Source organism: Ruegeria sp. HKCCA5929, assembly GCF_013034525.1.
GTDB lineage: Bacteria > Pseudomonadota > Alphaproteobacteria > Rhodobacterales > Rhodobacteraceae > Ruegeria.
The window spans coordinates 359,787-384,059 of record NZ_WQGE01000003.1 but is presented as its reverse complement, the minus strand read 5'-3'; the positions used below and the strand labels follow the sequence as shown (position 1 = coordinate 384,059).

General features: G+C 56.1%; 19 protein-coding genes. 3 read left to right on the top strand and 16 right to left on the bottom strand.

Annotation, left to right across the window (positions count from 1 at the left end):
- Window position 1: 1 nt before the first annotated feature.
- The 10 genes from GOV90_RS10560 to GOV90_RS10515 form a co-directional block, all read right to left on the bottom strand.
- Window positions 2–1,918 carry a beta-galactosidase gene (locus GOV90_RS10560; RefSeq protein ID WP_171094777.1) on the bottom strand — a complete coding sequence of 639 codons (1,917 nt, stop codon included), beginning with the start codon at window positions 1,916–1,918 and terminating at the stop codon, window positions 2–4.
- On the bottom strand, window positions 1,915–2,775 hold the full coding sequence (locus GOV90_RS10555) for an SMP-30/gluconolactonase/LRE family protein (protein WP_171094774.1): 861 nt from the start codon (window positions 2,773–2,775) through the stop codon (window positions 1,915–1,917). The genes GOV90_RS10560 and GOV90_RS10555 overlap by 4 nt, the downstream gene beginning before the upstream one ends.
- Complete coding sequence (locus tag GOV90_RS10550) at window positions 2,772–3,377, bottom strand: 2-dehydro-3-deoxy-6-phosphogalactonate aldolase (protein WP_171094772.1); 606 nt, start codon at window positions 3,375–3,377, stop codon at window positions 2,772–2,774. Before GOV90_RS10550 ends, GOV90_RS10555 begins: the two co-directional genes overlap by 4 nt.
- Window positions 3,374–4,261: a 2-dehydro-3-deoxygalactonokinase gene (locus GOV90_RS10545; RefSeq protein ID WP_171094770.1), complete on the bottom strand. Its 888-nt coding sequence runs from the start codon at window positions 4,259–4,261 to the stop codon at window positions 3,374–3,376. Before GOV90_RS10545 ends, GOV90_RS10550 begins: the two co-directional genes overlap by 4 nt.
- Window positions 4,262–4,265: 4 nt before the next feature.
- Window positions 4,266–5,030 carry an SDR family NAD(P)-dependent oxidoreductase gene (locus GOV90_RS10540; protein ID WP_171094768.1) on the bottom strand — a complete coding sequence of 255 codons (765 nt, stop codon included), beginning with the start codon at window positions 5,028–5,030 and terminating at the stop codon, window positions 4,266–4,268.
- Complete coding sequence (locus tag GOV90_RS10535) at window positions 5,030–6,736, bottom strand: IlvD/Edd family dehydratase (RefSeq protein WP_171094766.1); 1,707 nt, start codon at window positions 6,734–6,736, stop codon at window positions 5,030–5,032. The genes GOV90_RS10540 and GOV90_RS10535 overlap by 1 nt, the downstream gene beginning before the upstream one ends.
- A gap of 57 nt (window positions 6,737–6,793) precedes the next feature.
- A complete protein-coding gene (locus tag GOV90_RS10530) occupies window positions 6,794–8,134 on the bottom strand; it encodes an alpha-glucosidase/alpha-galactosidase (RefSeq protein ID WP_171094763.1) in 1,341 nt (446 codons plus the stop codon).
- 22 nt (window positions 8,135–8,156) lie between these two features.
- Window positions 8,157–9,005, bottom strand: coding sequence for a carbohydrate ABC transporter permease (locus GOV90_RS10525; protein WP_171094761.1), 849 nt, complete (start codon window positions 9,003–9,005; stop codon window positions 8,157–8,159).
- 1 nt (window position 9,006) lies between these two features.
- On the bottom strand, window positions 9,007–9,933 hold the full coding sequence (locus GOV90_RS10520) for a carbohydrate ABC transporter permease (RefSeq protein ID WP_171094759.1): 927 nt from the start codon (window positions 9,931–9,933) through the stop codon (window positions 9,007–9,009).
- A 93-nt stretch (window positions 9,934–10,026) separates the two neighbouring features.
- Window positions 10,027–11,286: an ABC transporter substrate-binding protein gene (locus tag GOV90_RS10515; protein WP_171094757.1), complete on the bottom strand. Its 1,260-nt coding sequence runs from the start codon at window positions 11,284–11,286 to the stop codon at window positions 10,027–10,029.
- Window positions 11,287–11,426: 140 nt separating this feature from the next.
- Between GOV90_RS10515 and GOV90_RS10510 the strand changes: the two genes are divergently transcribed.
- From GOV90_RS10510 to GOV90_RS10500, 3 genes are all read left to right on the top strand, one after another.
- Entirely contained in the window at window positions 11,427–12,233 is an 807-nt protein-coding gene (locus tag GOV90_RS10510; RefSeq protein ID WP_171094967.1) for an IclR family transcriptional regulator, read from the top strand.
- Window positions 12,230–13,288, top strand: a complete 1,059-nt coding sequence (locus tag GOV90_RS10505) for an ABC transporter ATP-binding protein (RefSeq protein WP_171094755.1) — start codon at window positions 12,230–12,232, stop codon at window positions 13,286–13,288. The genes GOV90_RS10510 and GOV90_RS10505 overlap by 4 nt, the downstream gene beginning before the upstream one ends.
- Window positions 13,289–13,609: 321 nt before the next feature.
- Entirely contained in the window at window positions 13,610–15,823 is a 2,214-nt protein-coding gene (locus GOV90_RS10500; protein ID WP_171094753.1) for an NADP-dependent isocitrate dehydrogenase, read from the top strand.
- A 471-nt stretch (window positions 15,824–16,294) separates the two neighbouring features.
- Here the strand turns inward: GOV90_RS10500 and GOV90_RS10495 are convergent, their stop codons facing one another.
- The 6 genes from GOV90_RS10495 to GOV90_RS10470 form a co-directional block, all read right to left on the bottom strand.
- Window positions 16,295–17,329, bottom strand: a complete 1,035-nt coding sequence (locus GOV90_RS10495; protein ID WP_171094751.1) for a glycosyltransferase family 2 protein — start codon at window positions 17,327–17,329, stop codon at window positions 16,295–16,297.
- Window positions 17,330–17,519: 190 nt separating this feature from the next.
- A complete protein-coding gene (locus GOV90_RS10490) occupies window positions 17,520–18,626 on the bottom strand; it encodes a transporter substrate-binding domain-containing protein (protein WP_171094749.1) in 1,107 nt (368 codons plus the stop codon).
- A gap of 44 nt (window positions 18,627–18,670) precedes the next feature.
- Window positions 18,671–19,933, bottom strand: a complete 1,263-nt coding sequence (locus GOV90_RS10485; RefSeq protein ID WP_171094748.1) for a transporter substrate-binding domain-containing protein — start codon at window positions 19,931–19,933, stop codon at window positions 18,671–18,673.
- Between the two features lie 21 nt (window positions 19,934–19,954).
- A complete protein-coding gene (locus tag GOV90_RS10480) occupies window positions 19,955–20,737 on the bottom strand; it encodes a PP2C family serine/threonine-protein phosphatase (RefSeq protein ID WP_171094746.1) in 783 nt (260 codons plus the stop codon).
- Between the two features lie 3 nt (window positions 20,738–20,740).
- A complete protein-coding gene (locus tag GOV90_RS10475) occupies window positions 20,741–21,793 on the bottom strand; it encodes an FHA domain-containing protein (protein WP_171172845.1) in 1,053 nt (350 codons plus the stop codon).
- 202 nt (window positions 21,794–21,995) lie between these two features.
- Window positions 21,996–24,167, bottom strand: coding sequence for a serine/threonine-protein kinase (locus GOV90_RS10470; protein WP_171094742.1), 2,172 nt, complete (start codon window positions 24,165–24,167; stop codon window positions 21,996–21,998).
- Window positions 24,168–24,273: the final 106 nt, after the last annotated feature.

Genomic DNA, 24,273 nt, shown 5'->3' with positions numbered 1-24,273 from the left:
ATCAACCCTGTCCGAGCGGATTGCGTTTCAGGATGGCGACATCGCAGCCTTGAACAGTTTGCCCATTCCAGATCACCGGGTTTGCGTTGTAGTTGATCAGAAACACAAGATCAGCTGTCTCGCGCATCCTCAGGCCTTGAGGCATGGCCTGCACGCTCAACCCTGTGTGCCTTGCCGCCATCGCAATGACCCGATCCCAAAGCTGTTCGTCAGGAAACCCCGCCAGATACCAAACCCCGTTTTCCCCTTTGAGCGCGGCTGCCCCATCTTCGAAATTCAGCAAGTCCGTGGCGGAACCTGACAGTCGATCAACCCAATGCAGGGCTGCGCCACCGCCATTAACAGGTCGCTCAACTGTCGGAGGAAGCGTTTCGACCAGATCGACGTCACAGTCCAATGCACTCAATCCGGGGCGGCCATTCTCGGGAATTTGGAAATCGCGCGTTATGGCACCACTTCGAGGGCCGAGGATGGCGAGTTTACATGCCGATTGCAGATGGCGTTCCAAATCCTGATCAAGCGTCGCCAGCCCCGGCGCAAGGATCAGATCGTATTTTCCTGAGAGGTCATGAGTAGATACGAAATCCACCGACATCCCCGCGCGCCGCAGCGCGCGATAGGCCGCAAAGACCAATCGAAAGTAATCAAACCCGGCCCCCTGCGGCTGAGTGGCCCATGCCCAGTCCGATGCATAGTCGAACACGATAGCCACCTTGGCTTGCTCTTGCCGCACTTCACCCAATTCTGACAGTGCATCTGCAGTTTGGCGGGCTTCGGTCAAAGCAGGCGCGGGGCGGTTATTCGGCGTCAGCAAGCCTGCGTGCATCTGCTCTTGGGCGAAGGGGGCTTGTCGCCAACGAAAATAGCTCACCACTTCAGCGCCATGAGCAACGGCCTCAAGAGACCACAGCCGTACCATTCCGGGAAGGGGCGCCGGGTTATAAGGCGCCCAGTTTACGGGACCGGGTTGCTGTTCCATCACCCACCAACGTCCGCGTCCGACGGCCCTGTAAAGGTCATGATGAAACGCCTGCATATCCGGATCGCCTTGCTGCAGAAAAGCGATCTTGTGCCTGTCGTCATCTTCCAGCCGATCCGACAAAAACCCAATTGGGTAGCTGTCCCAGGTTGCAATATCCAGATCTGCACCGACCTCGAAGTGATCGAAATCCAGAACGCGGCCCATGTAATTGTGCAGCAGCGGGACGTCGGTCAGCTGCCGCAAGACGTCAACCTGAGCCTTGTTGAACGCCACAACCTGATCCGAGCTGAACCGCCGGAACGCCAAAACGTGGGCCGGGTTCGGTTCGGTCACGGTTTGATTGGGCAGGTCGATCTCATCGAAGCTGGCGTATTCCATCGACCAAAACACATTGCCCCATGCAGTGTTGAGCGCTTCGATCGACCCGTATTGTTTCGCAAGCCATTGTCGGAACGCGTGCAGAGCAGGGGCACTGTAGCTGACCGTCGTGTCATGGCACCCATATTCGTTGTCGATCTGCCATGCGGCCACGTGTGGGTTGTGGCCATATCGCTCGCCCATGATACGGGCAATGCGTGAGCATTCATCGACATAGCCTTGATGGCTAAAGCAATAATGCCGTCGCGACCCAAACTTACGGGGATGCCCCTGTTCATCCACGGCAAGCATATCCGGGTGTTTATCCACCATCCAGCGGGGCGGCGTTGCCGTTGGCGTGCCCAGCACCACCTTCAATCCGGCGGAACCAAGCGTTTCGATCGCGCGATCCAGCCATTCGAGTTGCAAGTGACCCGGCTGAGGCTCCATACGGCTCCATGCAAACTCACCGATCCGAACCCAGGTCAGGCCGGTGGCAATCATGCGTGCAGCGTCCTCCGCCCACATCGCCTCGGGCCAGTGTTCGGGATAATAGCAAACGCCAAGTTCCGGCTTCATAAAATGACCCTGTGTTCTGCCTGACCCCGCCCGACATTCAGCGCGGCAAAGGTCATTCCGTTGTTTGGTTGCGCTTCGATTTCGTCGGCACTTAACCCCTGACGCGCTGTTGTGCAGAACAGCGTACTCAGATCACTGCCGCCAAAGGCCGGGCAGGATGTATGCGCCGCGTCGTAAGAAACGGCACGCAGGAATTGTCCCTCAGATGTATAACAGGCAACCCGGCTGGCACCCCATTGGGCAATCCAGATGTTGCCAGCGGCATCAACCACAGCACCGTCAGGGTTCAACCCTTCGGCCCGAAGGTCCAGAAAGACCGTATGATCCCGTTCAGGCCAACCGGTTTCCGCGTCCAGCTTCCAACGCCGAACCTGCCCCGTCACGGTATCGCAAAAATATGCAACCGACCGATCCGGAGCAAAACAGATCGCGTTTGAGATTGTCACATCCGCAACCAAACACCTCAACGCGCCTTTCCAGAACCGATAGATCGATCCTGCCCCGGGTTCGGCTTCCTTCCCCATCGTTCCGATCCAGAAGCCACCCCAAGGATCAGCACGGCCATCATTTGAGCGGGTCACGGGGTTGTCTGCCTCCAATGGCGTGATCAGGCTGCGGTCCGCGGTATTGAGGTCAAAACGCCAAAGCCCCGTTTCCGACGCCAGAAGCAGCGTATCGCGGTCTACCCACCCGGCGGCCGAGACATGTTCATCAAATGCCCAGCTATGCGGTTCTTGCCCGTCACGGGTCATCAGGCGTTTGCCGATGATGTCAAACCAATACAACTGTTGCCGCTCGGGGTGCCACAAAGGGCCTTCGCCCAGTTCACAGGGGCGATCATCGAAAACAGTGCTCATCCCGCCGCCTTGTCATAGGCGGCAACGATCTGGTGGGCGCGATCAGCGATTTCGGTCACGTCCATCCCAGGTTTATACAGCGCCGATCCGATCCCGAACCCATCCGCACCGGCCTTGATCCACTGATCGAAATTCTCAGGTCCCGCACCACCCACGGCAAAGACCAGCGCACCGTCAGGCAAAACCGGGCGCAAAGCGGCCAGTCCGGCGGGTCCTGCCATCACTCCGGGAAACAGCTTTAGCCCTGTCGCCCCGGCCTTTAAGGCCGCAAACGCTTCGGTCGGGGTGTAGATACCCGGCCAGCTTTGCAGCCCCAAGGCAACCGAACGTCCGATCACGTCCGCATCATAGTTTGGGGACACGATCAGTTTGCCCCCAACAGTTGAAACAGCTTCAACTTGATCGACGGACAACACAGTGCCCGCTCCGATCAGTGCCTGATCCCCGAATGACCCGGCCAGAATGGCGATGCTGTCTAACGGGTCGGGTGAATTGAGCGGTACTTCGATCCGGTCAATCCCTGCGTCAAGTATCGCGTGCCCAACGGCTTCGGCCTCGGTCGGATTAAGCCCACGAAGAATGGCGATGATGGGACGGCTCATGAATTCACCTTGTCTTTTGCCAGAGCAAGCCCTGCCAGCGTTGCCGCAGTGACGTTTTCAGTTTCGACAAACGCGCCCTGCAATTTAAGAGCAGTTGCATAGATCTGCGACACACCGTCGGCACCAATCACGGCCAGCTGTTGTCCCAACCAATAGGGTCGGGTGGCGGCCAGCTCGGCACCGATCAGCAACCCCGAAAGCTGCGCGCGTGCGGTGCCTTTGTCCTGTCCTTGCAACAAGTCTGCAGCGCGTAGACCGAATAGGCGTGCTGCCAGTTGTTCGGGCTTGGACAGTGTATCTGCAACGGCGTCTACAAACGCGTTCTCATCCCAACCTTCGCAAACCGAATGCCGGAGCACCGATTGACCGGACAAAAGGTCGAACATCTCTCCCGTCATAAACGTCCGAAAGCTGACAACTTCGCCCGCGCTGACCTGAACCCATTTTGTATGCGTTCCGGGCAAGCAGATCACCCCATCCCAATTCTGACGAGTGGCAACAAATCCCGCGATCTGCGTTTCTTCGCCCCGCATAACGTCCGGTGGTGTTACCTGTTTCAACCCCGGCACGACAAAAGCGCGGATGCGCGGATCGGTGTCTGGAACTTGCACCGGCGCACCGGGCAGAGGTTGGGTTGGAACAGCGCCATAAGGTGCTTCCACCCAGCCTTGCCGTGCTCCGACCATACCGCAGGCAATCACATCGATGCGGGTATCTGTAAGCCACGTTTCAATGAGATCCAGCAAAGCCGCTTGAAATCCACCTTTGCCAACATGAGCCATACCAGCACCGGACTGCGCCTGATCCAGAACCTCAGTCCCCTGCATGGCCCAAGCCCGCAGATGAGAGGTGCCCCAATCAACAGCGATCCAATCTGCTTTCATCCCATCACCCCGTTACAACAACGCCACCGTCAACGACCATGCACTGCCCGGTCATCGCGCGGCTGGCCTTAGACGCCAGAAACAAGGTGGGTGCAATCATATCGTCAGGTGTCAGATGCTCTTTCAGGCACTGCCGATCCAGATGTGCAGCCAAATCTTCGGGCGTGGCCCACATGTCCAGCTGTTTCTGTGTCAGAACCCAGCCAGGGGCCAGAGCGTTGACCCGGATGTTCTGCGGCCCAAGTTCGCGCGCCAACGAGCGTGTCATACCGGTAATTCCGGCATTTGATGTCGTGTAGATTGGATAACCTGCGTTGCCCATCATGTAGCTGATCGAGCTGAAATTGATAATCGCTCCGCCTTCTTTCATCTGCCGGGCCGCTTCCTGACAGGCGAAGTAGTAGGCTTTCAGGTTGACCTCGATCATCCAGTCCCAGAACTCTGGCGTTGTTTCGTCCAAGGCGTGCCGCTGATCGTTGGCCGCGTTATTGACCAACACATTCAAGGGACCATGCGCCTCAGCTGCCTTTTGCATAGTAGCGTGCAGCAGTTGGGTGTCAGTCATGTCACCCTGCATGAAAAGGGGGGCGCGGCCATGTTTGTCGCGCATCTCTTCGACAAACGCATTGGCATCCGAGCGACCGATGAAGGCCACATTGGCGCCTTGAGCCATGAAACCGTCGGTCAGCGCAGCGCCCACGCCGGAGCCACCGCCTGTGATGTAAACGGACGCCCCGTTCAGGTCGTGAAATGTTGCTGGTTGTGGCATCAGTGGCTCTCTCTGGTCACAAGGCGTGTGTCTTTGCCCACAAGGAAATCAAGGTCGGCCCCCTGATCGGCTTGCAGAACGTGGTCGATATAAAGTTTCGCATAACCGCGGGTATAGTGAGGTTCGTCCGGTTGCCACGCGGTGCGGCGCGCGTCCAGTTCCGCTTCATCAACCAGTAAATCCATCTCACCCTTGCTGGCCGAGATACGAATGCGGTCACCGGTTTTCACCAGTGCCAGTGTACCACCGGCTTGCGCTTCGGGGCTGACATGCAGAATGACGGTTCCATAAGCGGTACCGGACATGCGCGCGTCTGAGATGCGGATCATGTCACGCACACCTTCTTTCACCAGCTTGGCCGGGATCGGCATGTTGCCTACTTCGGGCATGCCGGGATACCCTTTGGGACCGCAGCCTTTCAAGACCAGAATGGTTTCGGGTGTGACCGGCAAGTCATCCCGGTCGATATTGGCTTTCAGGTCCTCAATATTTTCAAAAACATAAGCCTCGGCTTCCGTTTCCAGAAGTTCATCAGTCGCCGCCGAAGGCTTCACGATGGCCCCGTTGGGCGCCAAGTTGCCTCGCAAGACGCGCAGACCGGCGGCAGGTTTCACCGGATCGTTGAAAGGGCGGATGACGTCCGTGTTGAAGCACTCGGCCCCTTCATAATGGGCTGAAATGTCCTTGTTCAACACGGTTTTTGCCGGGCGAAGGAAAGGTTTAAGCTCGTTCAGCACGACGGGAACCCCGCCTGCGTAGCAGAAGTCCTCCATCAGGTATTTGCCCGAAGGCATACAGTTCACCAACAGGGGAATTTCCGATCCGATCTCAAAATCCTTGAGCGTCAGATCAACGCCCACACGGCCTGCCAGAGCCAACAGATGAACGACGGCGTTGGTAGACCCACCCACGGCGGCATTGGCCAGAATGGCGTTTTCAAAAGCTTCCTTGGTCAGAATGTCCGAGGGTTTCAGGTCTTCGTCCACCATCTCGACGATCCTTTTGCCGGTCAGATGCGCCAGCGCCATACGGCGGGCATCCACGGCAGGCAGGGCAGCATTGGTAGGCAGGGACATACCCATCGCCTCAACCAGCGATGCCATAGTGGAGGCTGTTCCCATTGTCATGCAAACGCCTGCGCTGCGAGACATGCCGGATTCGGCGTTCATGAAGTCCTGCAGGGTCATTTCTCCAGCACGGACCGCTTCCGAGAATTTCCAAACATCTGTGCCCGAGCCGATATCCTGCCCGCGGTACTTGCCGTTCAGCATCGGGCCAGAGCTGACCACGATTGACGGCAGATCGACCGAGGCCGCGCCCATCAACTGCCCCGGTGTTGTCTTGTCACACCCACCCAGAAGGACAACGCCGTCGATGCCGTAAGCGCGAATACTTTCTTCGACGTCCATCGCCAGCAGATTGCGGAACAGCATGGCGGTCGGCTTCATCTGTGTCTCGCCCAGTGACATAACGGGGAATTCGACCGGAAAGCCACCTGCCTCCCACACGCCACGTTTGACGCCTTCGGCCAGATCGCGCAGGCCCGAATTGCAGGGGGTCAATTCCGACCACGTGTTGCAGATTCCAATGATAGGTCGCCCGTCGAAAGCGTGATCGGGAAAGCCCTGGTTTTTCATCCAGGAGCGATGAATGAACCCGTCCTTGTCGAGCTTTCCGTACCAATGCTGTGAGCGGCGTTTTGTCATTTTTGCGGTACTTTTCTTGGCTGCGGTTGGAATTGAGTATTTTCAAAAAGATGAAGATCAGGCGGCCCGCGCGGGGCGGCACCAATCGGGCAGCCAGTCGGCATGGGCTGTTAATAGGTCACTCACCAGGTTGCGGATTTGGCGCAGGTCGAGTTCGGCCGCGGTATGCGGATCTATCATGGCGGCGTGATAGATGTATTCGGGGTTCTGATCGATCAGAGCCCGAACGGTCAGTTCCTGCACGTTGATCTGAGTGCGCATTAAGGCAATCAGTTGCGGCGGGATATCGGTGATGACCGAAGGCTGCACACCGTTGCTGTCGACTAGGCAGGGCGATTCAACCGCTGCACCCAGTGGAAGTTGGGGAATTTGGCCTGTGTTGGGCAAGTTGCCATAGGCTGTATAGGGCGTATCCGTGACGATGGCGTTCATCAGGTCAGCGGCAAATTCGTGGCTGCGGATGACTTCAATGTCACGACCGTCGGTCAATGTCTTGGCTTGTTCTTTCCAGTTGGCCACCTGTTCAACGCAGCGGGTCGGGTACTCGTCCAGCGGGATCGAGAATTGCTCGATCAGGTCCTGACGTCCGTCCTTGATGAACCACGGGACGTACTCCGCCAGATGTTCCGAGCTTTCAGTGCAAAAATAGCCAAGGTGATCCATGACCTCGTAACGTACTTTGTTGGGGCAGCGTGGCATCAGCAGCGGGGCCTTGGGAATTTGGCCACTTGCATAGCCTTGCCGCAACGCGGGGTAGAGGTCGCGCCCCTGATGTTCGAGTTTCAGGAAAAAGGCGACGTGATTTACACCGGCAACCTTGTAGCGGAATTCGTCTTTGGGCAGGTCAAGATCATGGGCCAGTTCTTCGACCGTATTCTGAACCGAATGGCACAGGCCAACCTGTTTCAGCGCCGGGAATTGTTCGGCCAGCGCCCAGGTGTTGATTGCCATAGGGTTCACGTATTGTAGCAGCGTCGCGTTGGGGCACAGCTGCATCATGTCGCGTGCGACGTCCCACAACACCGGAACCGTGCGCAACCCGCGCATGATGCCGCCGACGCCCAGTGTGTCGGCGATGGTCTGGCGGAGACCATATTGTTTGGGTATCTCAAAATCGGTGACCGTGCAGGGCTCATACCCACCGATCTGAAAGGCAGTGATGACAAAATCCGCGCCGTCCAATGCGGCGCGTCGGTCTGTATGCGTGGTAACTGTCGCACCCGTGCCGACCGAGCGGATCATGGCGCGCGCCACAGCTTCGCTTTCGGCAAGCCGCTCGGGATCAATATCCATCAGCGCAAAGTGGCTGTTTGCCAGTGCAGGGGTCAGCAGGGTGTCACCAACGATATTCTGCATGAAAATCGTGGAACCTGCACCGATAAAGGTGATCTTTGTCATCTTACAAACTCTTGGTTTGACGTTATTTTACTGCACCGAGGGTCAGGCCCGCGATGAAGTGTTTCTGCATCAGGAAGAACATGGCAACAGGCGGCAGGGCTGCGACGATCGAGCCTGCACTCATCAATTGGTAAGCAGCTCTGAACTGGGCGTTAAAACTGGTGATCCCCGCCGTAACAGGCTGGCTTTCTGCGCCTTGGGTTAGAACAACGGCCCAGAAATAGTCGTTCCAGATAAAGGTAAAGATCAGCACGCTGAGCGCAGCGATTGCAGGCTTCATCAAGGGCAAAACGACATACCAGAAGATACGGATTTCGCTGATACCCTCGACCCGCGCAGCTTCGATCAACTCGAAGGGCAGGGCGCGAATGAAGTTCCGCATGAACAGGGTGCAGAACCCTGTCTGGAACGCGATGTGGAACAGGACAAGGCCAGTTTTGGTGTTGTAGAGACCGAGTTCAAGCGTGAGATCACGGACAGGCACCATCAGAATCTGGAAGGGTACGAAGTTGCCCGCAACGAACATGAAAAAGATCCAGAGGTTCGATTTGAACTTGTAGATCCCAAGCGCAAAGCCAGTCATGCAGCTTAGCGCGACAGCTCCGATCACCGTCGGGACGGTGATCATAAACGAGTTCAACAAATAGCGCGGCATGTCCGAGTTGAAGAACACCTGCCCATAGTTGAACGCACCTTCAAAGCTTGATGGCAATCCCCAGTAATTGGCGTTTGTGAAGTCTGCGGCGGGCTTGACCGAAAACAGGGCAACCGCCAGCAATGGACCAAGCCACAGCAACAGGGCCAGTGGCAGCATGGCCTGATAGGTGATCTGCGCCGCGCGAGGTTGTTTTTCGATGGGTTTGGGAAACATTTCAGTGCCCCTTTTCTTCGCGGTACATCGACCACAGGAAGTAGGCGATGAAGCAGAGCATGATGAGGAAGAGGATCACTGCGATCGCGGCGCCATATCCCATGCGGAAGCCGTATTCAGACAGGGCAACCTCGAACATGTAGTAGGCCAGCACCCGAGATGATCCGAAGGGCCCGCCTTGGGTCATGATCGAGATCAGGTCGAAGCTGCGCAACGCGCCGATGATTGTAACTACGAAAGCGATGAAGGTGGCGGGGCGCAATTGTGGCAGGATGATATGCCACAGCATTCTCCACCCTTTTGCGCCGTCCAATCGCCCGGCCTCGATCTGTTCTGGATCCACTGCGTTCAAGCCCGTCAGATACAGGATCATGCAATATGCGGTTTGCGGCCAAAGACCGGCGAAGATGATGCCATAGGTGACGAACCGTTCGTCGCCCAGCACATTCAGCGGGCCAAGGCCGAAGAAACCAAGGAATTCGTTCAAGAGCCCGAAGGTCGGGTCATAAAACCATGTAAATACAAGGCCGACGACCACCTGAGAGATCACGAACGGGAAGAAGAACAGGGATTTGTACAGGCGGATGCCCCAAACCGTCTGGTTCAGGAATAATGCGATGAACAGGCCCGCCGGAATCGCCAGAAGATAAAGGACCAGCCAGATCAGGTTGTTTTTCAGCGAGATGAAAAAAGCATCCCGATCCACCCATTCCCAATACAGGTCTTCGTAATTCCGGAACCCGACATATTCGGCTGCGCCCAAACCGTCCCATTCGTAAAGGGACAGGTTGAAGGATTGGAATACCGGGATTATCACATAGACCATGAAGAACAGCAGACCCGGTGCCAGAAACAACCACGGCGCAATTCGCTGCTGGTTGCGGTGAAACCAGCTTTCTTGTTCTGGGATGTCGGCGGCAACGGTCATGACGGTGTTCCGGGTGATAAGGGGTGGCGGACTGAAGCCCGTCCTATATTTCAGGGGCTAGGTAGGCCGGGCAATTAGCCCGGCCCGATCCGCTTAGTTGTCGTAGATGCGCTGACGAGCGCGTTCCAGTTTCGCCAGAATACGATCAGCATTGTCCGGCTTGACCATGAATTCCTGGAAGCCTTCCATCGACACTTTGGCCATTTCAGCCGGTGCATCGCGATCCCAGAACTGAGCGACACCGCCCGGGCTGTTTGATGACAACATTTGGAAGCCCTGCTGCAGGAACTTGTCGTCATCCACCGAAGACTGCGCGTTCACAGGCAGCTGACCAAGGTTTGCACCATTGTTGATCTCGGTCTGCTCGTCTGCCGAAACCACAAAGCGCAGGAACTCACGCGCGGCTTCTTTGTTGGACGCATTGGCCGGGATGTGGAACGTGTCTGTCGGCGCGTCTTCGGCCAATTCGACGTCAGGATTGATCGAAACGAACTGGTAGAAGTCCAGTTGATCATCCGTCAGCCCCGCATCCCGCAACGGCGCAACGGCGAAATTGCCCATAAGGTAAGCAGCGGCTTCGCCGTTGACCATGAAGGGCAGGGCCTCTTGCCAGCTATAGGTCTGGTGGTTGTCGATGAACGCACCCATGTCGATCAGCTGTTTCCAGTTGGCGAAGGTCTGTTTGACGCGATCATCTTCCCAGCTGATTTCGCCATTGGCGAGTTGGTTGTGGAAGTCAAACCCGTTGGTGCGCATGTTCAGGTAGTCGAACCAGCCACCGGCGGTCCACAGGAACTTGGTGCCGATGGTATAGCAGGCGCGACCTGAATCGACGATCTTCTGGCAGTTGGCCAGTTCTTCTTCCCAGGTCGTCGGCTCGCTCAGACCCAGCTCATCAAAGATGTCTTTGCGATAGTAAACGCCCCACTGGTAGTAGGTGTACGGCACACCCCACTGCTTGCCATCGATTGTCATCGCGCCTTTGGTCGAAGCCAGGTTCTCGGCAATTTCGGGCTCGGCCCACAGGTCTGATACGTCTTCGAACAGGCCAGCCTCAACATACGGTTTCATACGGTTGGCCGCGTACCACGTGGCCACGTCCGGAGTATCGGCCGTGAGGAAATTGCGGATCTGCGTTTTATAAGCTTCGCGGTCGATCACGGTGGTTTCGATTTCCAAACCTGGATGCTGTTCCGCAAACCGCTCGATCATCGCTTCCATCGTCGCACGCGGCGCCGGGTTAGACGTGTCCAGGAAAATGCGCAGCTCTCCGGTCAGTTCCGCAGCTGCTGGCGCCGCCAGTGCGACGCCAAGCGCCAGCGCAGCCGTTGTGCGCTTGAAAGTGGAATACATGGTCTCCTCCCTGTTGCTCCCATGTGAGGTTCCAAATATTGAAACCAAGTTTTATATATTGAAAACTACACATCGACTCGGTTAGTCTTGTCAAGACCCATCGAGAGGAAGCGATGGAAAACGGAGGAGAACGCAAGGCCGTGTCAGGTGATGGAACCATAGGCAAAGCATGTGACGTGTTGGATCACGTCGCGGCTTTTCAACGCCCTGTGCGGTTTTCTGAACTGCTGGACAGCAGTGCCTTTCCCAAGGCAACGCTCTACCGATTCCTTCAATCCCTGACGAATCAGGGAATGTTGTCTTACGACCCGGACAGACAAACCTATGCGCCTGGAATGAGGTTGGTTCGGCTGGCCCATGCCGCATGGACACAAAGTTCTCTGGCACCGATTGCCCGCCCGTTTCTTGATGGGTTGAGCCGGGAAACCGGGGAAACCGTGCACCTGGCACAGCTCGATTCGGGGCAGGTTCTGTATGTCGACAAACGCAATGCGGCGCAGCCCATAGAAATGTATTCGCAAGCTGGCAAAGTCGGCCCAGCTTACTGCACTGGGGTCGGCAAGGCGATGATGGCGTTTTTAGAAGAGGAAGCGCTGAACAGGGTGATTTCTCAGCAAAGCTATCACCGTTTCACCGAAAAAACCCTGACTTCCGAACAAGCGCTGCGTGAAGATCTTGATCGGATAAGAACCCGGGGATTTGCGGTAGACGACGAAGAACACGAACCCGGCATCATTTGTATCGCCTGCCCGGTATTGACGTCGAACAATCGAATGCTGGGCGCGATTTCCGTGACAGGCTCGACGGAACGGATGGATTTCAAACAACTCGAAGCCTGGGTGCCGCGTGTACGCCGCGTGGCTGAACAGATCGGGGCCGAAGCGCAGGCATGGCGCTTTCCCGAAACAGGTCCAAACCATAGCAATGACAGGATGCAAGTGACATGACAGGAGTAACTCTGAACCAGGCGATCAAGCGGTATGGTCAGACGCAGGTCATTCACGGGATTGACCTGCAGATCGACGATGGTGAGTTCTGCGTTTTTGTTGGCCCCTCGGGATGCGGCAAGTCCACATTGTTGCGCATGATTGCAGGGCTTGAAGAGACCTCGGAAGGTCAGATTCACATCGGTGCGCGGGACGTCACGCATATGGACCCTGCAAAACGTGGGGTCGCGATGGTGTTTCAAACCTATGCGCTTTACCCGCACATGACGGTCGCCGAAAACATGGGGTTCGGCCTGCGTATGAACGGTGTCGCAAAACCCGAGATTGATAAGAAGGTTCAGGAAGCTTCGAACATTCTGAAGCTGGATCAATACCTCAAGCGTAAACCCAAGGCTCTGTCAGGGGGTCAACGGCAGAGGGTTGCAATCGGTCGGGCCATTGTTCGCGGACCAGAGGTTTTTCTGTTTGATGAACCCTTGTCGAACCTGGACGCCGAGTTGCGGGTCGAGATGCGGGTCGAGATCGCGCGTCTACATCAGGAAATCGGCGCTACCATGATTTACGTGACACACGACCAGGTAGAAGCGATGACTATGGCCGACAAAATCGTAGTCCTGCGCGATGGTCGTATCGAGCAGGTGGGTGCCCCAATGGACCTCTACCGAGATCCCGACAACCGCTTTGTTGCCGGCTTTATTGGCTCACCCGCGATGAACTTCCTGGAATGTGAGTATGCCGATGGGCACGTTACCCATCCTGCCCTGGCTCAGCCTTTGCCGATCACTGCAACGGTTCCTGCCGGACAGAGCAAAGTAACTTTGGGGATGCGCCCGGAACATATCCAGATCGACCGCTCGGCGCAGACCTGCACCGTGGATCTGACCGAGGCACTAGGGGGCGTTTCCTACTCCTATCTGCTGACACCAAATGGCGACAAACTGATCGTCGAGGAGCGGGACGATCAACGCAGTAAAACGGGTGACCGGATTGGCATTTCAATCCTGCCTGAACGTGCCATGGTGTTCGACCCCGAGACAGGGCAGAGGTTTCGGTAGCAAGCAATTCAGGGGCGCCGAACTCTGCCAGGACACATATAAGTCGTTAACAAACTCGCGTTTTGTGATCTTTAACTGGTCCGCTTACGGCGAATGCGCGAAAGGTATGAACTATTGCGTCAGGCAGCATCCAAATCCGACCCGTGGCAAAACGCGCGCATGTAGGCAATTGATTCCAAGCCAAACCTGATTTAAGGGAAGCCCTGTCAAAACAGAGTCACCCAGGGGCGGTATCGTGGTCGCGCCCCTCCCGCGCCGCGCTATTGCGGCCCTTAACTCTTAGATCGCACGCCCCGAAAGGCTTAAAAAAGGTAAAAGAATATGGCAGATAAATCGAACTTCGACATATTGTATACCATTGTAGACGAAGCGCCCGAGCTGGCCAGCGCCTCGTTCCTGCCCATCATCCGCAAGTTCGCATCTGCAGCGGGCGTCAGCGTTGGAACCAAGGACATTTCACTGGCTGGGCGCATTCTGGCAACCTTCCCCGAGAAGTTGACAGATGCGCAGCGCATCACCGACGATCTGGCCGCTTTGGGGGATCTGGTAAAAACACCGGACGCCAATGTCATCAAGCTGCCGAATATCTCGGCCTCGGTCCCACAGTTGGTTGCCGCCATCGAAGAGCTTCAGTCGCAGGGATATGACATCCCCGCTTACCCGGAAGAACCTTCCACGGACGAAGAAAAAGCAATTCGCGCTCGGTATGACGCGATCAAGGGTTCCGCTGTGAACCCAGTTCTTCGTGAGGGCAACAGCGACCGCCGCGCCGCTCGTGCCGTAAAGAACTATGCCCAAAAGAATCCCCATTCTATGGGTGAGTGGGTCTCGGACAGCAAAACCAAAGTGTCGTCCATGACCGGCAATGACTTTTATGCCAATGAAAAATCCGCAACCATTTCCGCTGCTCAGGCCGGTGACGCCAAGATCGAGTTTGTCGGCAAAGACGGCAGCGTCACCGTTCTGAAAGACGTCTGGCCGCTGGAAGAAGGCACTGTGGCCGACGCTACCTTCATGTCGGTCAAGGCTTTGTCGTCTTTCCTGGCCGACGCTATCGAGGACACCAAGAAAGACGGCACCATGTTCTCGCTGCACATGAAGGCGACGATGATGAAGGTCAGCGACCCGATCATCTTCGGCTATGCCGTCAAAGCGTGGCTGGCCCCGGTGTTTGAGCAATTCGGTGCCGAATTGGACGCACTGGGTGTGAACCCGAACTCGGGCCTGGGTGACTTGTTGGATCGTGTGAAAGACAACGCCGATATCATGGCCGCCATCAATGCGATCAAAGGTGATCGTCCGTCGATGTACATGGTCGACTCGGATCGTGGTATCACCAACCTGCACGTGCCCTCAGACGTAATCATCGACGCCTCTATGCCTGCCGTGATCCGTGCAGGCGGCAAGGGTTGGGATGAGACAGGCGCCAAGGGTGACACCAATTGTGTGATCCCTGACCGCTGCTACGCGCCGGTCTATGACGAAACCATCAAGTTCTTCAAAGCCAACGGTGCGTTAAACCCAGCGACCGCAGGTGCAGTCGCTAACGTCGGCCTGATGGCACAGAAGGCCGAAGAATATGGCTCGCACCCGACCACGTTCCAAGCCCCTGCCGATGGTACGATCCGCATCGTTCTTGCGAATGGTGAAACGTTGCATAGCCACGAGGTCGAGGCCGGTGATATCTGGCGGTCTTGCACCGTCAAGAAAGCACCGATCGAGAACTGGATCCAACTGGCGATGGACCGTCAGCGCCTGACCGGGTCCGAGGCGATTTTCTGGCTGGACGCAAACCGCGCCCATGATGCCGAACTGATCAAATACGTCAAACCGGCGCTCGAGGCCGCTGGCGTTGCCGACAAGTTCCTGATCATGGCCCCGCGCGAAGCCACCCGTCAATCGCTGGAAACCATCACGGCTGGCAACGACTCGATTGCCATCACCGGCAACGTGCTGCGGGACTATCTGACCGACCTGTTCCCGATCCTCGAGCTGGGCACTTCGGCCAAGATGCTGTCGATTGTGAAACTGATGAATGGCGGCGGATTGTTTGAAACCGGGGCAGGAGGGTCCGCTCCGAAGCATGTGCAGCAGTTGGTTGAGGAAAACCACCTGCGCTGGGACTCGATGGGTGAGTTCTGTGCGCTTGGTGAATCTCTGAACTTCCTTGCTGACAGCAAAGGCAACGCCAAGGCAGGTGTTCTGGGTGCTGCTGCCGAAGCTGCAACGCAGGGCATTCTGGACAACAATCGCTCACCAAGCCGCAAAGTGGGTCAGCCGGACAACCGCGACAGCCACTATTGGTTCGCACGCTACTGGGCAGAAGCTTTGGCAGCCCAATCCGATGACGGCGAACTCGCAGCCGAATTCGCGCCCTTAGCAGACGAACTGGCAGGGAAGGAAGAGCAAATTCTGTCTGAACTGGCTGCTGCTCAGGGTGCTGCTGCGGATCTGGGAGGGTACTATCACACAGACCCGGGCAAGACGGCCGCTGTGATGCGCCCCAGCGCAACACTGAACGCGATTATCGGCTAATCAAAATAACAGCAGGTGCTTAGGCATTTGCCATGTATGCCACCAGGGGTCAGCACACAGTGCGGCCCCTATTTTTTTTGGGGTCGGTCAGCCCAAAGTTATGGTGTCACAAAAATTTGGAACTTTCTCTAGGTCTCGGGTGCTCGTTTGAAACTCACAGGAGTCCGAGAACACGGGTGGAATAAAATTAGAAAATCTTTTCAATACGATGGAGTGAAACTGCACTGACCTACGGGATTCCCCCAATAGCTGCGACCATCACACTACGTTAAACGTGTGGTAACAGAGAATTTCACTGGTGAGGCCTTAGGGCTATATCACTCACTCAGAAAATGACCAGCATTTGGGGTGCTGGTCATTTTGCTTTTTGAAGCCCGAGATCGGGAAAAGTCCGTAACAACCAACACGGAGATACAGAGCACGCAAACGCTGTTGGGTGCAGTAAACCAATTTTTGAAAATACGATGCCCGTCAGGCGAATTTGCGTGACTTGGCCTTTGCAAAGGAAGTTCGCATCCGGTTCACCCCTGAGGCCGCGACACCTTCATATTGAAGGTAGGACATGCGGCGCGCCTCTCGCCGCGCAAGGGCAAGAGATTGCAGGATAAGTGCGCAGACTATCGACAGCATCGAAGCAACAAACCCCGATACGGCAACAACCAGTGATGGAATCCGGTCAACCAGCCCTGTATCCAGAAACTCGCGGAAAACCGAAATAAAGACCAACAGCGAAGGTAAGAAAGCCAACGCGGCCAAGGACAGGAAAAACGAGATGGGTTTTTCGTCTTTGATCAGAAGGCCGATCATCTTCAAAATGCGCCAACCATCCGAAAAAGTGGCCAGTTTGGAGTTCGAATCCGGCAGTCGTGAAAAGTAGCGGGTTTCCACTTCGCCAATCGGCATACGCATCTGCATCGCGTGCACGGTGAGTTCAGTTTCAATCTCAAACCCGTTCGATACTGCCGGAAAGCTTTTGACAAAACGCCTGCTAAAAACCCGATAGCCGGACAGCAGATCGTTGATTTTGCTCTTGAAAAAGAACTTCACGAGCCCGCTGAACAGGGCGTTCCCGAATTTGTGCCCGCGACGGTAAGCATCCGTTTGATCATTCACGCGCGCGCCATTGACCATGTCCAGGTTCTGCGAAACCAACAGGTTGATTAAGTCCGGAGCAGCCGAGCTGTCATACGTCGCATCTCCGTCCGCCATGACGTAGACATCAGCATCTACATCGGCAAACATTCTGCGCACAACGTTGCCTTTGCCCTGATAAGGCTCAGAGAAGACCAGCGCACCAGCCTCTTCCGCGATCTTGACCGAGTCGTCTGTGGAATTGTTGTCAAATACGTAAATGACTGCATCAGGCAGGGCGGCACGAAACTGTTTTACGGTTTCACCAATGGCAATCGCTTCATTGTAGCACGGTAAGATCACGGCAATATCCAGGTCCGGCCTGTTCACAGGCGTGACCGATTTTTTCCTAAGATCCAAGGCACCTTGTATCATGCGTCACTCATGCTTTTGCGGTCCCGCAAGGGGAATGATGATTGCGCTTCAGGCTCAGAATGCTGTGCCTATGAGGCGGTTATGCAGCAGATAAACGGCCAAAATTTGTCTTCCGAAGAAATTGGACGCTTCCTGAAAGAAAAAAGGGCCGGTTCAAAGACCGGCCCGTAGTTTCAGCTGAACCGAGGGATCAGTTCGAAGCTGCGTTCAGTTTTGCATTTTGTTCACGTAGCGAGTCTGAAATAATCGCGTACCATTCACCGGACTCGCGCATTTCGTTCAGGCCTTTGTTCATCATCGCAATATACTCACGCGCGAACGGGTTTGTACGATGCGCAAGGAAACTCATCGATGACAGCGTCGAAACATAGGGGTTTTCAATGATGTCAGACGAGGTCAAACCCATGTCGTTCATTGTGGATGCGAATAGATCAACCTCGAACGCGGCCACATCGGCCGTGCCGGTCAAAACCGCATCCAGGCATTCACGCGCGGAATTCGGCTGGACAACAGTTGTATTCTCACGGTTCAAGCCGACTTCTTCCAGGACAACCATGCTCCAACCTGCCATCCGACAGATGGTGGATCCTTCAAAATCCTTGAAATCCGTAGCGTTAGCATACTGGCTTTCTGGCAGGGTGAAGAAGCCACCAACGATGTCGTAAACTGGAACCGAAGCAACAAACTGGGTACAGCGCGCGGTTGTTTCAGCTGACCATTCGTATGTGCGGTTCGTACAATCTGGGATAGTCCAAGCGATGGAGATGTCAAACGCACCAAGTGGCAACAGGGTATCAAGGTGCGAGCTCCAGTCATCAACGAAACTGACCGAATAATCGCGTTGGTTACCCGCGCGCTGAAGGCTGGTCGTCGCCAGACGAGTCATGATGCCGCCACCGCTAAGGTTCTCGGTTGTAAACGGCTCCCAGCCGTTACCGGCAACCATCTTGATGGGAGGCGCATAGACGTTGGAACGCTTGACACTCGCCGCGCGCTCTTCTTCTTCTGCGATGATTTCCTGAGCAGTTCGGCCGTTTGGCAGGCTCCCGTCTTCGCAAGGCAGCGCCAGTACCAGGCCCGGCTCCAGAGCGTTCGGGTTGATGATCTCGTTGCGGTTCGCGTTGAAGATCGGCTGATAGTTCGAGGTGCCATAGGCTGCGATTGCGATAGTCGCCATCGTGTCGCCGTCCTGAACGGTGTAGTTGGTACAAGCTTCCTGCGCTGCGGCTGCACCAGCAGTCAGTGCTGTAACGGCGGTGGCCGACAGGGCTACTTTTTTAAGGTTGAATTCAAACATGTCCACGTCCTCCAGACTTTAGTTTTGTCAGGCCAGTTGGGGCCTTATCCATTTTCCATTTGATGCCGCAGAGCGGTCGACACGATGTCGCGCCACTCTCCGGATTGCTGCATGATTGCCAGACCCTGATTAAGCGTCTCAAGGATCGCCTCCCCATCAGGATTATCTTTGTGGGTCATGACGTTAAGCGACTTAATCGCCGCTAGGTTGGGGTTTTCGATGATGCGGTGTTCGTATCCCAGGCGTTGGATTGCTTCGACCGCCAGATGGGCTTCGATTGCGACAATGTCCGCGCGGCCTTCGATCACCGCGTGAAAGCAATCGTCCGGCGAAACCGGGCGCAACAAAGTGACGATCGGCTCGTAAAGGCTGACAGCATCCATGTGAGAGGTCGACCAACCTTCGGGACGGCAAATCGTTGTGCCTGCAAAGTCGGCATAGCTCAGCGCCTCTTCATACCCCGAGCCTTCGAAGGCAAAGAAGGTGTCCACAACTTCGTAGAACGGGTTCGAGAAGTTATAGGTTTCACAGCGCGAGCGATCGCTTTCGGACAGAGCTTCTGGCTCTTCGCAATTCGGGCGCGACCAAGGGAAGGTTCCGTCAAATGCTAGCGTTGGCATCAACAGATCCAGATGAGATGACCAGTCGTTCACAAACTGGATCTTGTAGGACTGTTCCGGTGCAGCGCGCAGCATGGCCGTTTCTACAAGGTTGGTATACAACCCACGGTTTGGCAGCGCCTCGTCAGTAAAGGGGGCATAGTTCCCGCCGGTGATCAACAAAAGCTGCCGGTCCCGAATTTCCGGACGCTCTCCTGCGTCGGCATTCCGGATCAACGCAGCGGCTTCTGATCGGGCGGCCTCAATTTCTTCTTTGGCCGCGGCTCGGGCTTCGACGACTGCCGCTTCACTGGCTTTCTTTGCTTCTGCTTCGGCTGCTGCCACACGGGCTTCGGCCTCAGCCACAGCTTTTGCGGCGCGTTCCTCGGCGGCTTTCACCAGCTCTGCTGCCATTTCCGCAGCAAGACGTTCTGCTTCGGTATCGGCAAGGGCCGGAGCTCGGCCGACATCTTCCAGACACGGCAACTCCAGTACATCGCCAACACGGATTATGTTTGGATTCGACCCAATGACGTCACGGTTGGCGTCGAAGATAATGCGGAAGTCTTCGGTAGAATAAACTTCAATCGCCAATTCTCTGAGGCTGTCACCACGTTGGATTTCGTAGCTGGTACAAGCCTCTTGCGCTGACGCTGCGCCGGTGGCGGCAGCAAAAGCAAGGCTGGATATGATGAGGTGCTTTTTCATGGGTCCTGTTGCTTTGCCTGATTATGTTCTTGTGAATTTCGCGACAGCGATGGACAGATTGTCCTGATCCGGATCGTCTTTGGCCTGAACCGCCAACAGCAACGCCTCGGCGATATCCTGAGCCAGAGAGTGTTGGTGCTTGCACAGAACCGATTGAATTTCGGCGTCGCTGAGATACTGCAGGCCATCACTGCCAAGGATCAGAATATCCGTTGATGTGACCTGCATGGGATGTTCGGGGCAATCCACTTTGGGAATAGCGCCGCCCATGATCACGGAAGTCAGTTGGTTTCGGTCCAAATCCCGCGCGTCAGCCTCTGTGATCTCTCCCGCGCTTAGTTTCGCATCGATCACGGGCGCCATTGAGTGATCTTCATTGATCTGCGTCAACGTGTTGTCGCGGAACAGAAACAAAGGGCTGTCCCCGATGGAAATCCAGAAAACGCGTTGTCCCATAAGCAAGACACCCAACAAGGTCGAGCCCATGTTAAAGCCCTGTCCCTGCGCCTCGTTATGGTTGGCGATCGCTGCATTTGCCTGCATGGCCGCCAATGGAAGGGCATCAATCGCGGATCCTTCGTTCAGCGTTTCGGCCTCAAGTTCTGCGTCCAACGCGTCACGCCAAGCTGAAATCACCATCTCTGACGCGACTTCACCGGCGTCGTGACCGCCCATACCATCGGCAATCACGACATAGCCCGCATCTGACGCGTCGAACATGCGCGCCGCGATGGCGTCTTCCTGCGTCTCTCGCTGACCCTGGTTCAGGATCAGCGCAACATCATATGCCGGAGTTGCCAGCATCTATCAGGAATCCCGCCAATCAAAACCTTCGTCGCAGAAGGCTGTAAATCGGATGGAGGTTTCGCTGATACGGATCAAATCACCGCTGGACAAGGCCACGGTGCTCAACACGGGCTTGCCGTTCAAACGAACAAGGTTGGCCTTGCCGCCATGACCCAGGTAACACTTTCGATCTTCAGGGTCATAGGCAATGACGGCATGGTTCGAACGAGAGATACCGGTATCGCCAAAGTCGAGTTGGATTGCCTGGTCATCATTTCGACCAATCTGCATCAGGCCTTCGGTCAATGTGATGCTGGCACCGCGACCGGGCCCGGACGTAACGACCAGCCAGCCAACGGGGAAGGTCTCTTGTGCGGCTTCAGTCTTGGCGACGGGTTCCGAGGTTTCGATCAACTCTTGCACGTGCGTATCTGCACGCTCAAAACCCAGGAAGGTTGTTTTGACGCGCGAACGGCGGTCTTCCGTCGGAGCAGGGGCAGCGGCAGGGGGCGTAGGCTGGGCTGCCTCAGCAACCGGTTCAACGGTCTGTTCCGGCTCTTGCACCGGGGCCTCTGCAGCTTCGGTAACCACCTCTTGCGCGGCTTCCTCAGCTTCCGGTTCCACCGTTTCAACCATAGTGCTTGCTGAGGTCACTTCTACAGGGGTCATCGCCGGGTCTTCGGCGATATGCAAGGTGATGATCTGTTCGTCTTCGACCACTTCCTCTTCTTCAGCGATTTCAGCGGTCAGGATTTCTTCCGGTGCGTCATCCTCGCTTGCCGTGTCTTCGGCGGAAATGGACTGTTCGACGTTTTCAGCGACCTCGGCCTCGGCCTCGTCGAATTCGGGCATTTTCTCTTCGGGGATCAGTTCATCCGTTTCCTCGTAGGACTCGGACGTCATGTTCCCACCAGCCAGCGCCGCCCGTAGAGCGTTAAAGTCCGCAATGGGCTCTTGTTTTTCGCCTTCAGCTGCAGGGGTTTCTACCGCGTCTGTGGTTTCCGAAGTATCTTCTTCTTTGGATTTGCCGGCACCTTCTAGAAGCCGGCTCAGAGGGCTTTTGTATTTGAACATGGTGTCGACACCTTTGATTTGGCGGCACGAATTTCCTGTGCCGTAGGCTGCTACTTATCCCGCACACGCAAGCGCGGAGACACTCATCGGGTACTCAAGGGAACTGGTACTCTCTGCGGCGGGCCGGTCCCCGCCGGGGTGACAAAACTGGCTGCCACCCTCAGCAAACACACGCTGGCAGATCACAAACGAACCGGTCAGATCACTCCTGTGCAAGCTGCATGGTTGCAGCGGCTTCTGCACCATTGCGCAGGACGGTTAGATTAGCTTCCGGCTGACCCTCAGCGACCAGCTCTAAGAGCATCGCGTCCAGGCTTTCCGATCCATCCAGGTTCATGCGGGATTGGCTTTCGCTCAGCAGGACGTCACCTCTTTGCAGGCCGCCTGCGGCGTCGGACGGAACTGATTCCACCACAGTTTTCCAGCCCTCATCATCCGAACTGCTGACGGTAAAGGTGTAACCGTTCTCGAGCCCGACCGAGCGCACCACTGGCAGGGCAAGCAGCCCATTTTGTGCCCGGGTTTGTCCAAGCGGACGATAGCGGGCGGCCACACGGGTATAGCCGTCAGGGTCGATGCTCAACTTGTCCAATACCTGAGCCGCAAAAGTGGCGTCCTCGCGGACGGGCTTTCCATTCAATGTAAAGATCACCGCGCCGCGCTGCACCCAATCGCCAATCACACTCATGTCCTGATTTGGGTTGAGGCCGGTCACAGCGATGGTAGGCCCGGTCGAACCGCGACGGCGAGACGTCTGGAAAGGAATTTCTACATCCCAATGGGCAAAAGATACCTGCTGTTCCGCTGGAGTAGCACCAGATGCAGCGACCTCTGGTTCCGCCACTGCGACGGTAGCGACCTGAGCCTCAGTTTCCGACGTGTCAGGGGTTGCGGGCGCTGTTTCTGTGACAACTGTCTCCGCAGTCTCGGCTTGTGCCTGCTCGACAGGCTCTTCTGCTAGAGGTGCAGTTTCTGGCTCTGGCACTGCTGCGGTTTCAGCTTCGGGCTCTTCCGTTATTGTGCTGGTGACCTCACTTGCTGGCGTTGCAGCTTCGGTTGCCTGCGCTTCTTCAGCAGCTTGCGCAACAGGTGCCTCAACCTGTGCTTCAGGCTTATCACCAGACATCGCAAAATATCCACCAGCCGCCAGAGCAACCGCAACCACTGCCACACCAGCGATCAGTTTGCCGCTGCCGCCAGAACCGCTTTGAACCACAGTATCGACAGCGACAGGCGTTTCTTCTTTCACGGTGAGTTTTGCCAGATCCTCATTCTTCTTGTCGTCGTTGCCAACAACGATATCGGAGTTTCCAGCCAGCAGCGCAGTCACGACGGCTTCGGCGTTTTCACTTTCCGCCTTGATCCGCGCCTTTTCTTCTTCTTTGTCTTTCCGGTCCATGCCCACGATCACCGAGACCGGGCGATAGGCAAAGGTATCAAACATAACACCCGGGCCGCGGAACATGCGCAACCAATCCAGCGCTGTCTGCAAGCGATCTGTCGTGTGAACTTCCATCGCCTTGTCAATCGCTTCAAGGAATCCGTCGGGATACCCTTCGAAACGACCCGCAAGGGGGGAATAGGGATCGTCCTGTCCGTTGTTAAAGGCGTTCAAGCGGCTCTGGCCATCGACCGGGCGTTCACCACTGATGGCATGGTACAGCGTTGCAGCCAGTACATACAGGTCGCTGCTCGGCCCCTGCTCGGCGCCCCGTACATAGAATTCGTGCGGAGAATACCCGTCTTTGATGACACGAAGGGTGAGCAAAGCCGCGGATTTGTTTGCAGCCTGCTCCCGCGCCGCGCCAAAGTCGATCAGGACCGGATCGCTGTTCTCATCGATCAGGATGTTGTCCGGTGAAATGTCGCGGTGCAACATGCCGCTTTGGTGGATGAACGAAACCGCAGACAGCATCTTCTCCGTGACTTGCACGATGAAATCGGGGCCTGCATCGTTTTCCGGGTTTTCAACATAATCCAGCAGATCGCAGCCGCGTATCAGATCCATCGCGATGTATGCGGTGTCATTGTCTTCAAACACCTGATGCACATCGACGATGTTGGGATGCACAAGGCGTGCGTGATTGCGGGCTTCCTGAATAAACAGGTCAATGATCGCGCGCAGGTCTTCTTTGTAAGAGGGGTCGTTTGGCTCGACCAGATCACCGTTGCGCCGACACAAAGCACCAGGGAAACACTCTTTGATCACCACGTCGCGCTCCAGGCTGTCGCGCGCTAGATAGGTGATCCCAAATCCCCCGTTGCTTAGAAAGCGGAGGATCTCATACTGACCGCGCAGCAATTTTGCGCCCGGTTGCAATCCTTCAATTTTTGGTTCGTCGTGCGTCGCACCGACAGCCTGGTTGTGGCTCATTTCAATCCGCCCGTTCTACTCGTTTTGCGGCTAAATCTAACAGGGCCAACTGCCCACGAACTCACAACCAAAAACAACCGCAGGACACTTAAGAACGGTTAGACGT

What these genes read in the sequence shown, in the direction of transcription:
- GOV90_RS10470 (WP_171094742.1), bottom strand. Translation starts at nt 24,167, where the DNA reads ATGAGCCACAACCAGGCTGTCGGTGCGACGCACGACGAACCAAAAATT.
- GOV90_RS10490 (WP_171094749.1), bottom strand. Translation starts at nt 18,626, where the DNA reads ATGTTTGAATTCAACCTTAAAAAAGTAGCCCTGTCGGCCACCGCCGTT.
- GOV90_RS10560 (WP_171094777.1), bottom strand. Translation starts at nt 1,918, where the DNA reads ATGAAGCCGGAACTTGGCGTTTGCTATTATCCCGAACACTGGCCCGAG.
- GOV90_RS10500 (WP_171094753.1), top strand. Translation starts at nt 13,610, where the DNA reads ATGGCAGATAAATCGAACTTCGACATATTGTATACCATTGTAGACGAA.
- GOV90_RS10545 (WP_171094770.1), bottom strand. Translation starts at nt 4,261, where the DNA reads ATGAAAGCAGATTGGATCGCTGTTGATTGGGGCACCTCTCATCTGCGG.
- GOV90_RS10535 (WP_171094766.1), bottom strand. Translation starts at nt 6,736, where the DNA reads ATGACAAAACGCCGCTCACAGCATTGGTACGGAAAGCTCGACAAGGAC.
- GOV90_RS10555 (WP_171094774.1), bottom strand. Translation starts at nt 2,775, where the DNA reads ATGAGCACTGTTTTCGATGATCGCCCCTGTGAACTGGGCGAAGGCCCT.
- GOV90_RS10485 (WP_171094748.1), bottom strand. Translation starts at nt 19,933, where the DNA reads ATGAAAAAGCACCTCATCATATCCAGCCTTGCTTTTGCTGCCGCCACC.
- GOV90_RS10520 (WP_171094759.1), bottom strand. Translation starts at nt 9,933, where the DNA reads ATGACCGTTGCCGCCGACATCCCAGAACAAGAAAGCTGGTTTCACCGC.
- GOV90_RS10515 (WP_171094757.1), bottom strand. Translation starts at nt 11,286, where the DNA reads ATGTATTCCACTTTCAAGCGCACAACGGCTGCGCTGGCGCTTGGCGTC.
- GOV90_RS10540 (WP_171094768.1), bottom strand. Translation starts at nt 5,030, where the DNA reads ATGCCACAACCAGCAACATTTCACGACCTGAACGGGGCGTCCGTTTAC.
- GOV90_RS10530 (WP_171094763.1), bottom strand. Translation starts at nt 8,134, where the DNA reads ATGACAAAGATCACCTTTATCGGTGCAGGTTCCACGATTTTCATGCAG.
- GOV90_RS10525 (WP_171094761.1), bottom strand. Translation starts at nt 9,005, where the DNA reads ATGTTTCCCAAACCCATCGAAAAACAACCTCGCGCGGCGCAGATCACC.
- GOV90_RS10480 (WP_171094746.1), bottom strand. Translation starts at nt 20,737, where the DNA reads ATGCTGGCAACTCCGGCATATGATGTTGCGCTGATCCTGAACCAGGGT.
- GOV90_RS10505 (WP_171094755.1), top strand. Translation starts at nt 12,230, where the DNA reads ATGACAGGAGTAACTCTGAACCAGGCGATCAAGCGGTATGGTCAGACG.
- GOV90_RS10550 (WP_171094772.1), bottom strand. Translation starts at nt 3,377, where the DNA reads ATGAGCCGTCCCATCATCGCCATTCTTCGTGGGCTTAATCCGACCGAG.
- GOV90_RS10475 (WP_171172845.1), bottom strand. Translation starts at nt 21,793, where the DNA reads ATGTTCAAATACAAAAGCCCTCTGAGCCGGCTTCTAGAAGGTGCCGGC.
- GOV90_RS10495 (WP_171094751.1), bottom strand. Translation starts at nt 17,329, where the DNA reads ATGATACAAGGTGCCTTGGATCTTAGGAAAAAATCGGTCACGCCTGTG.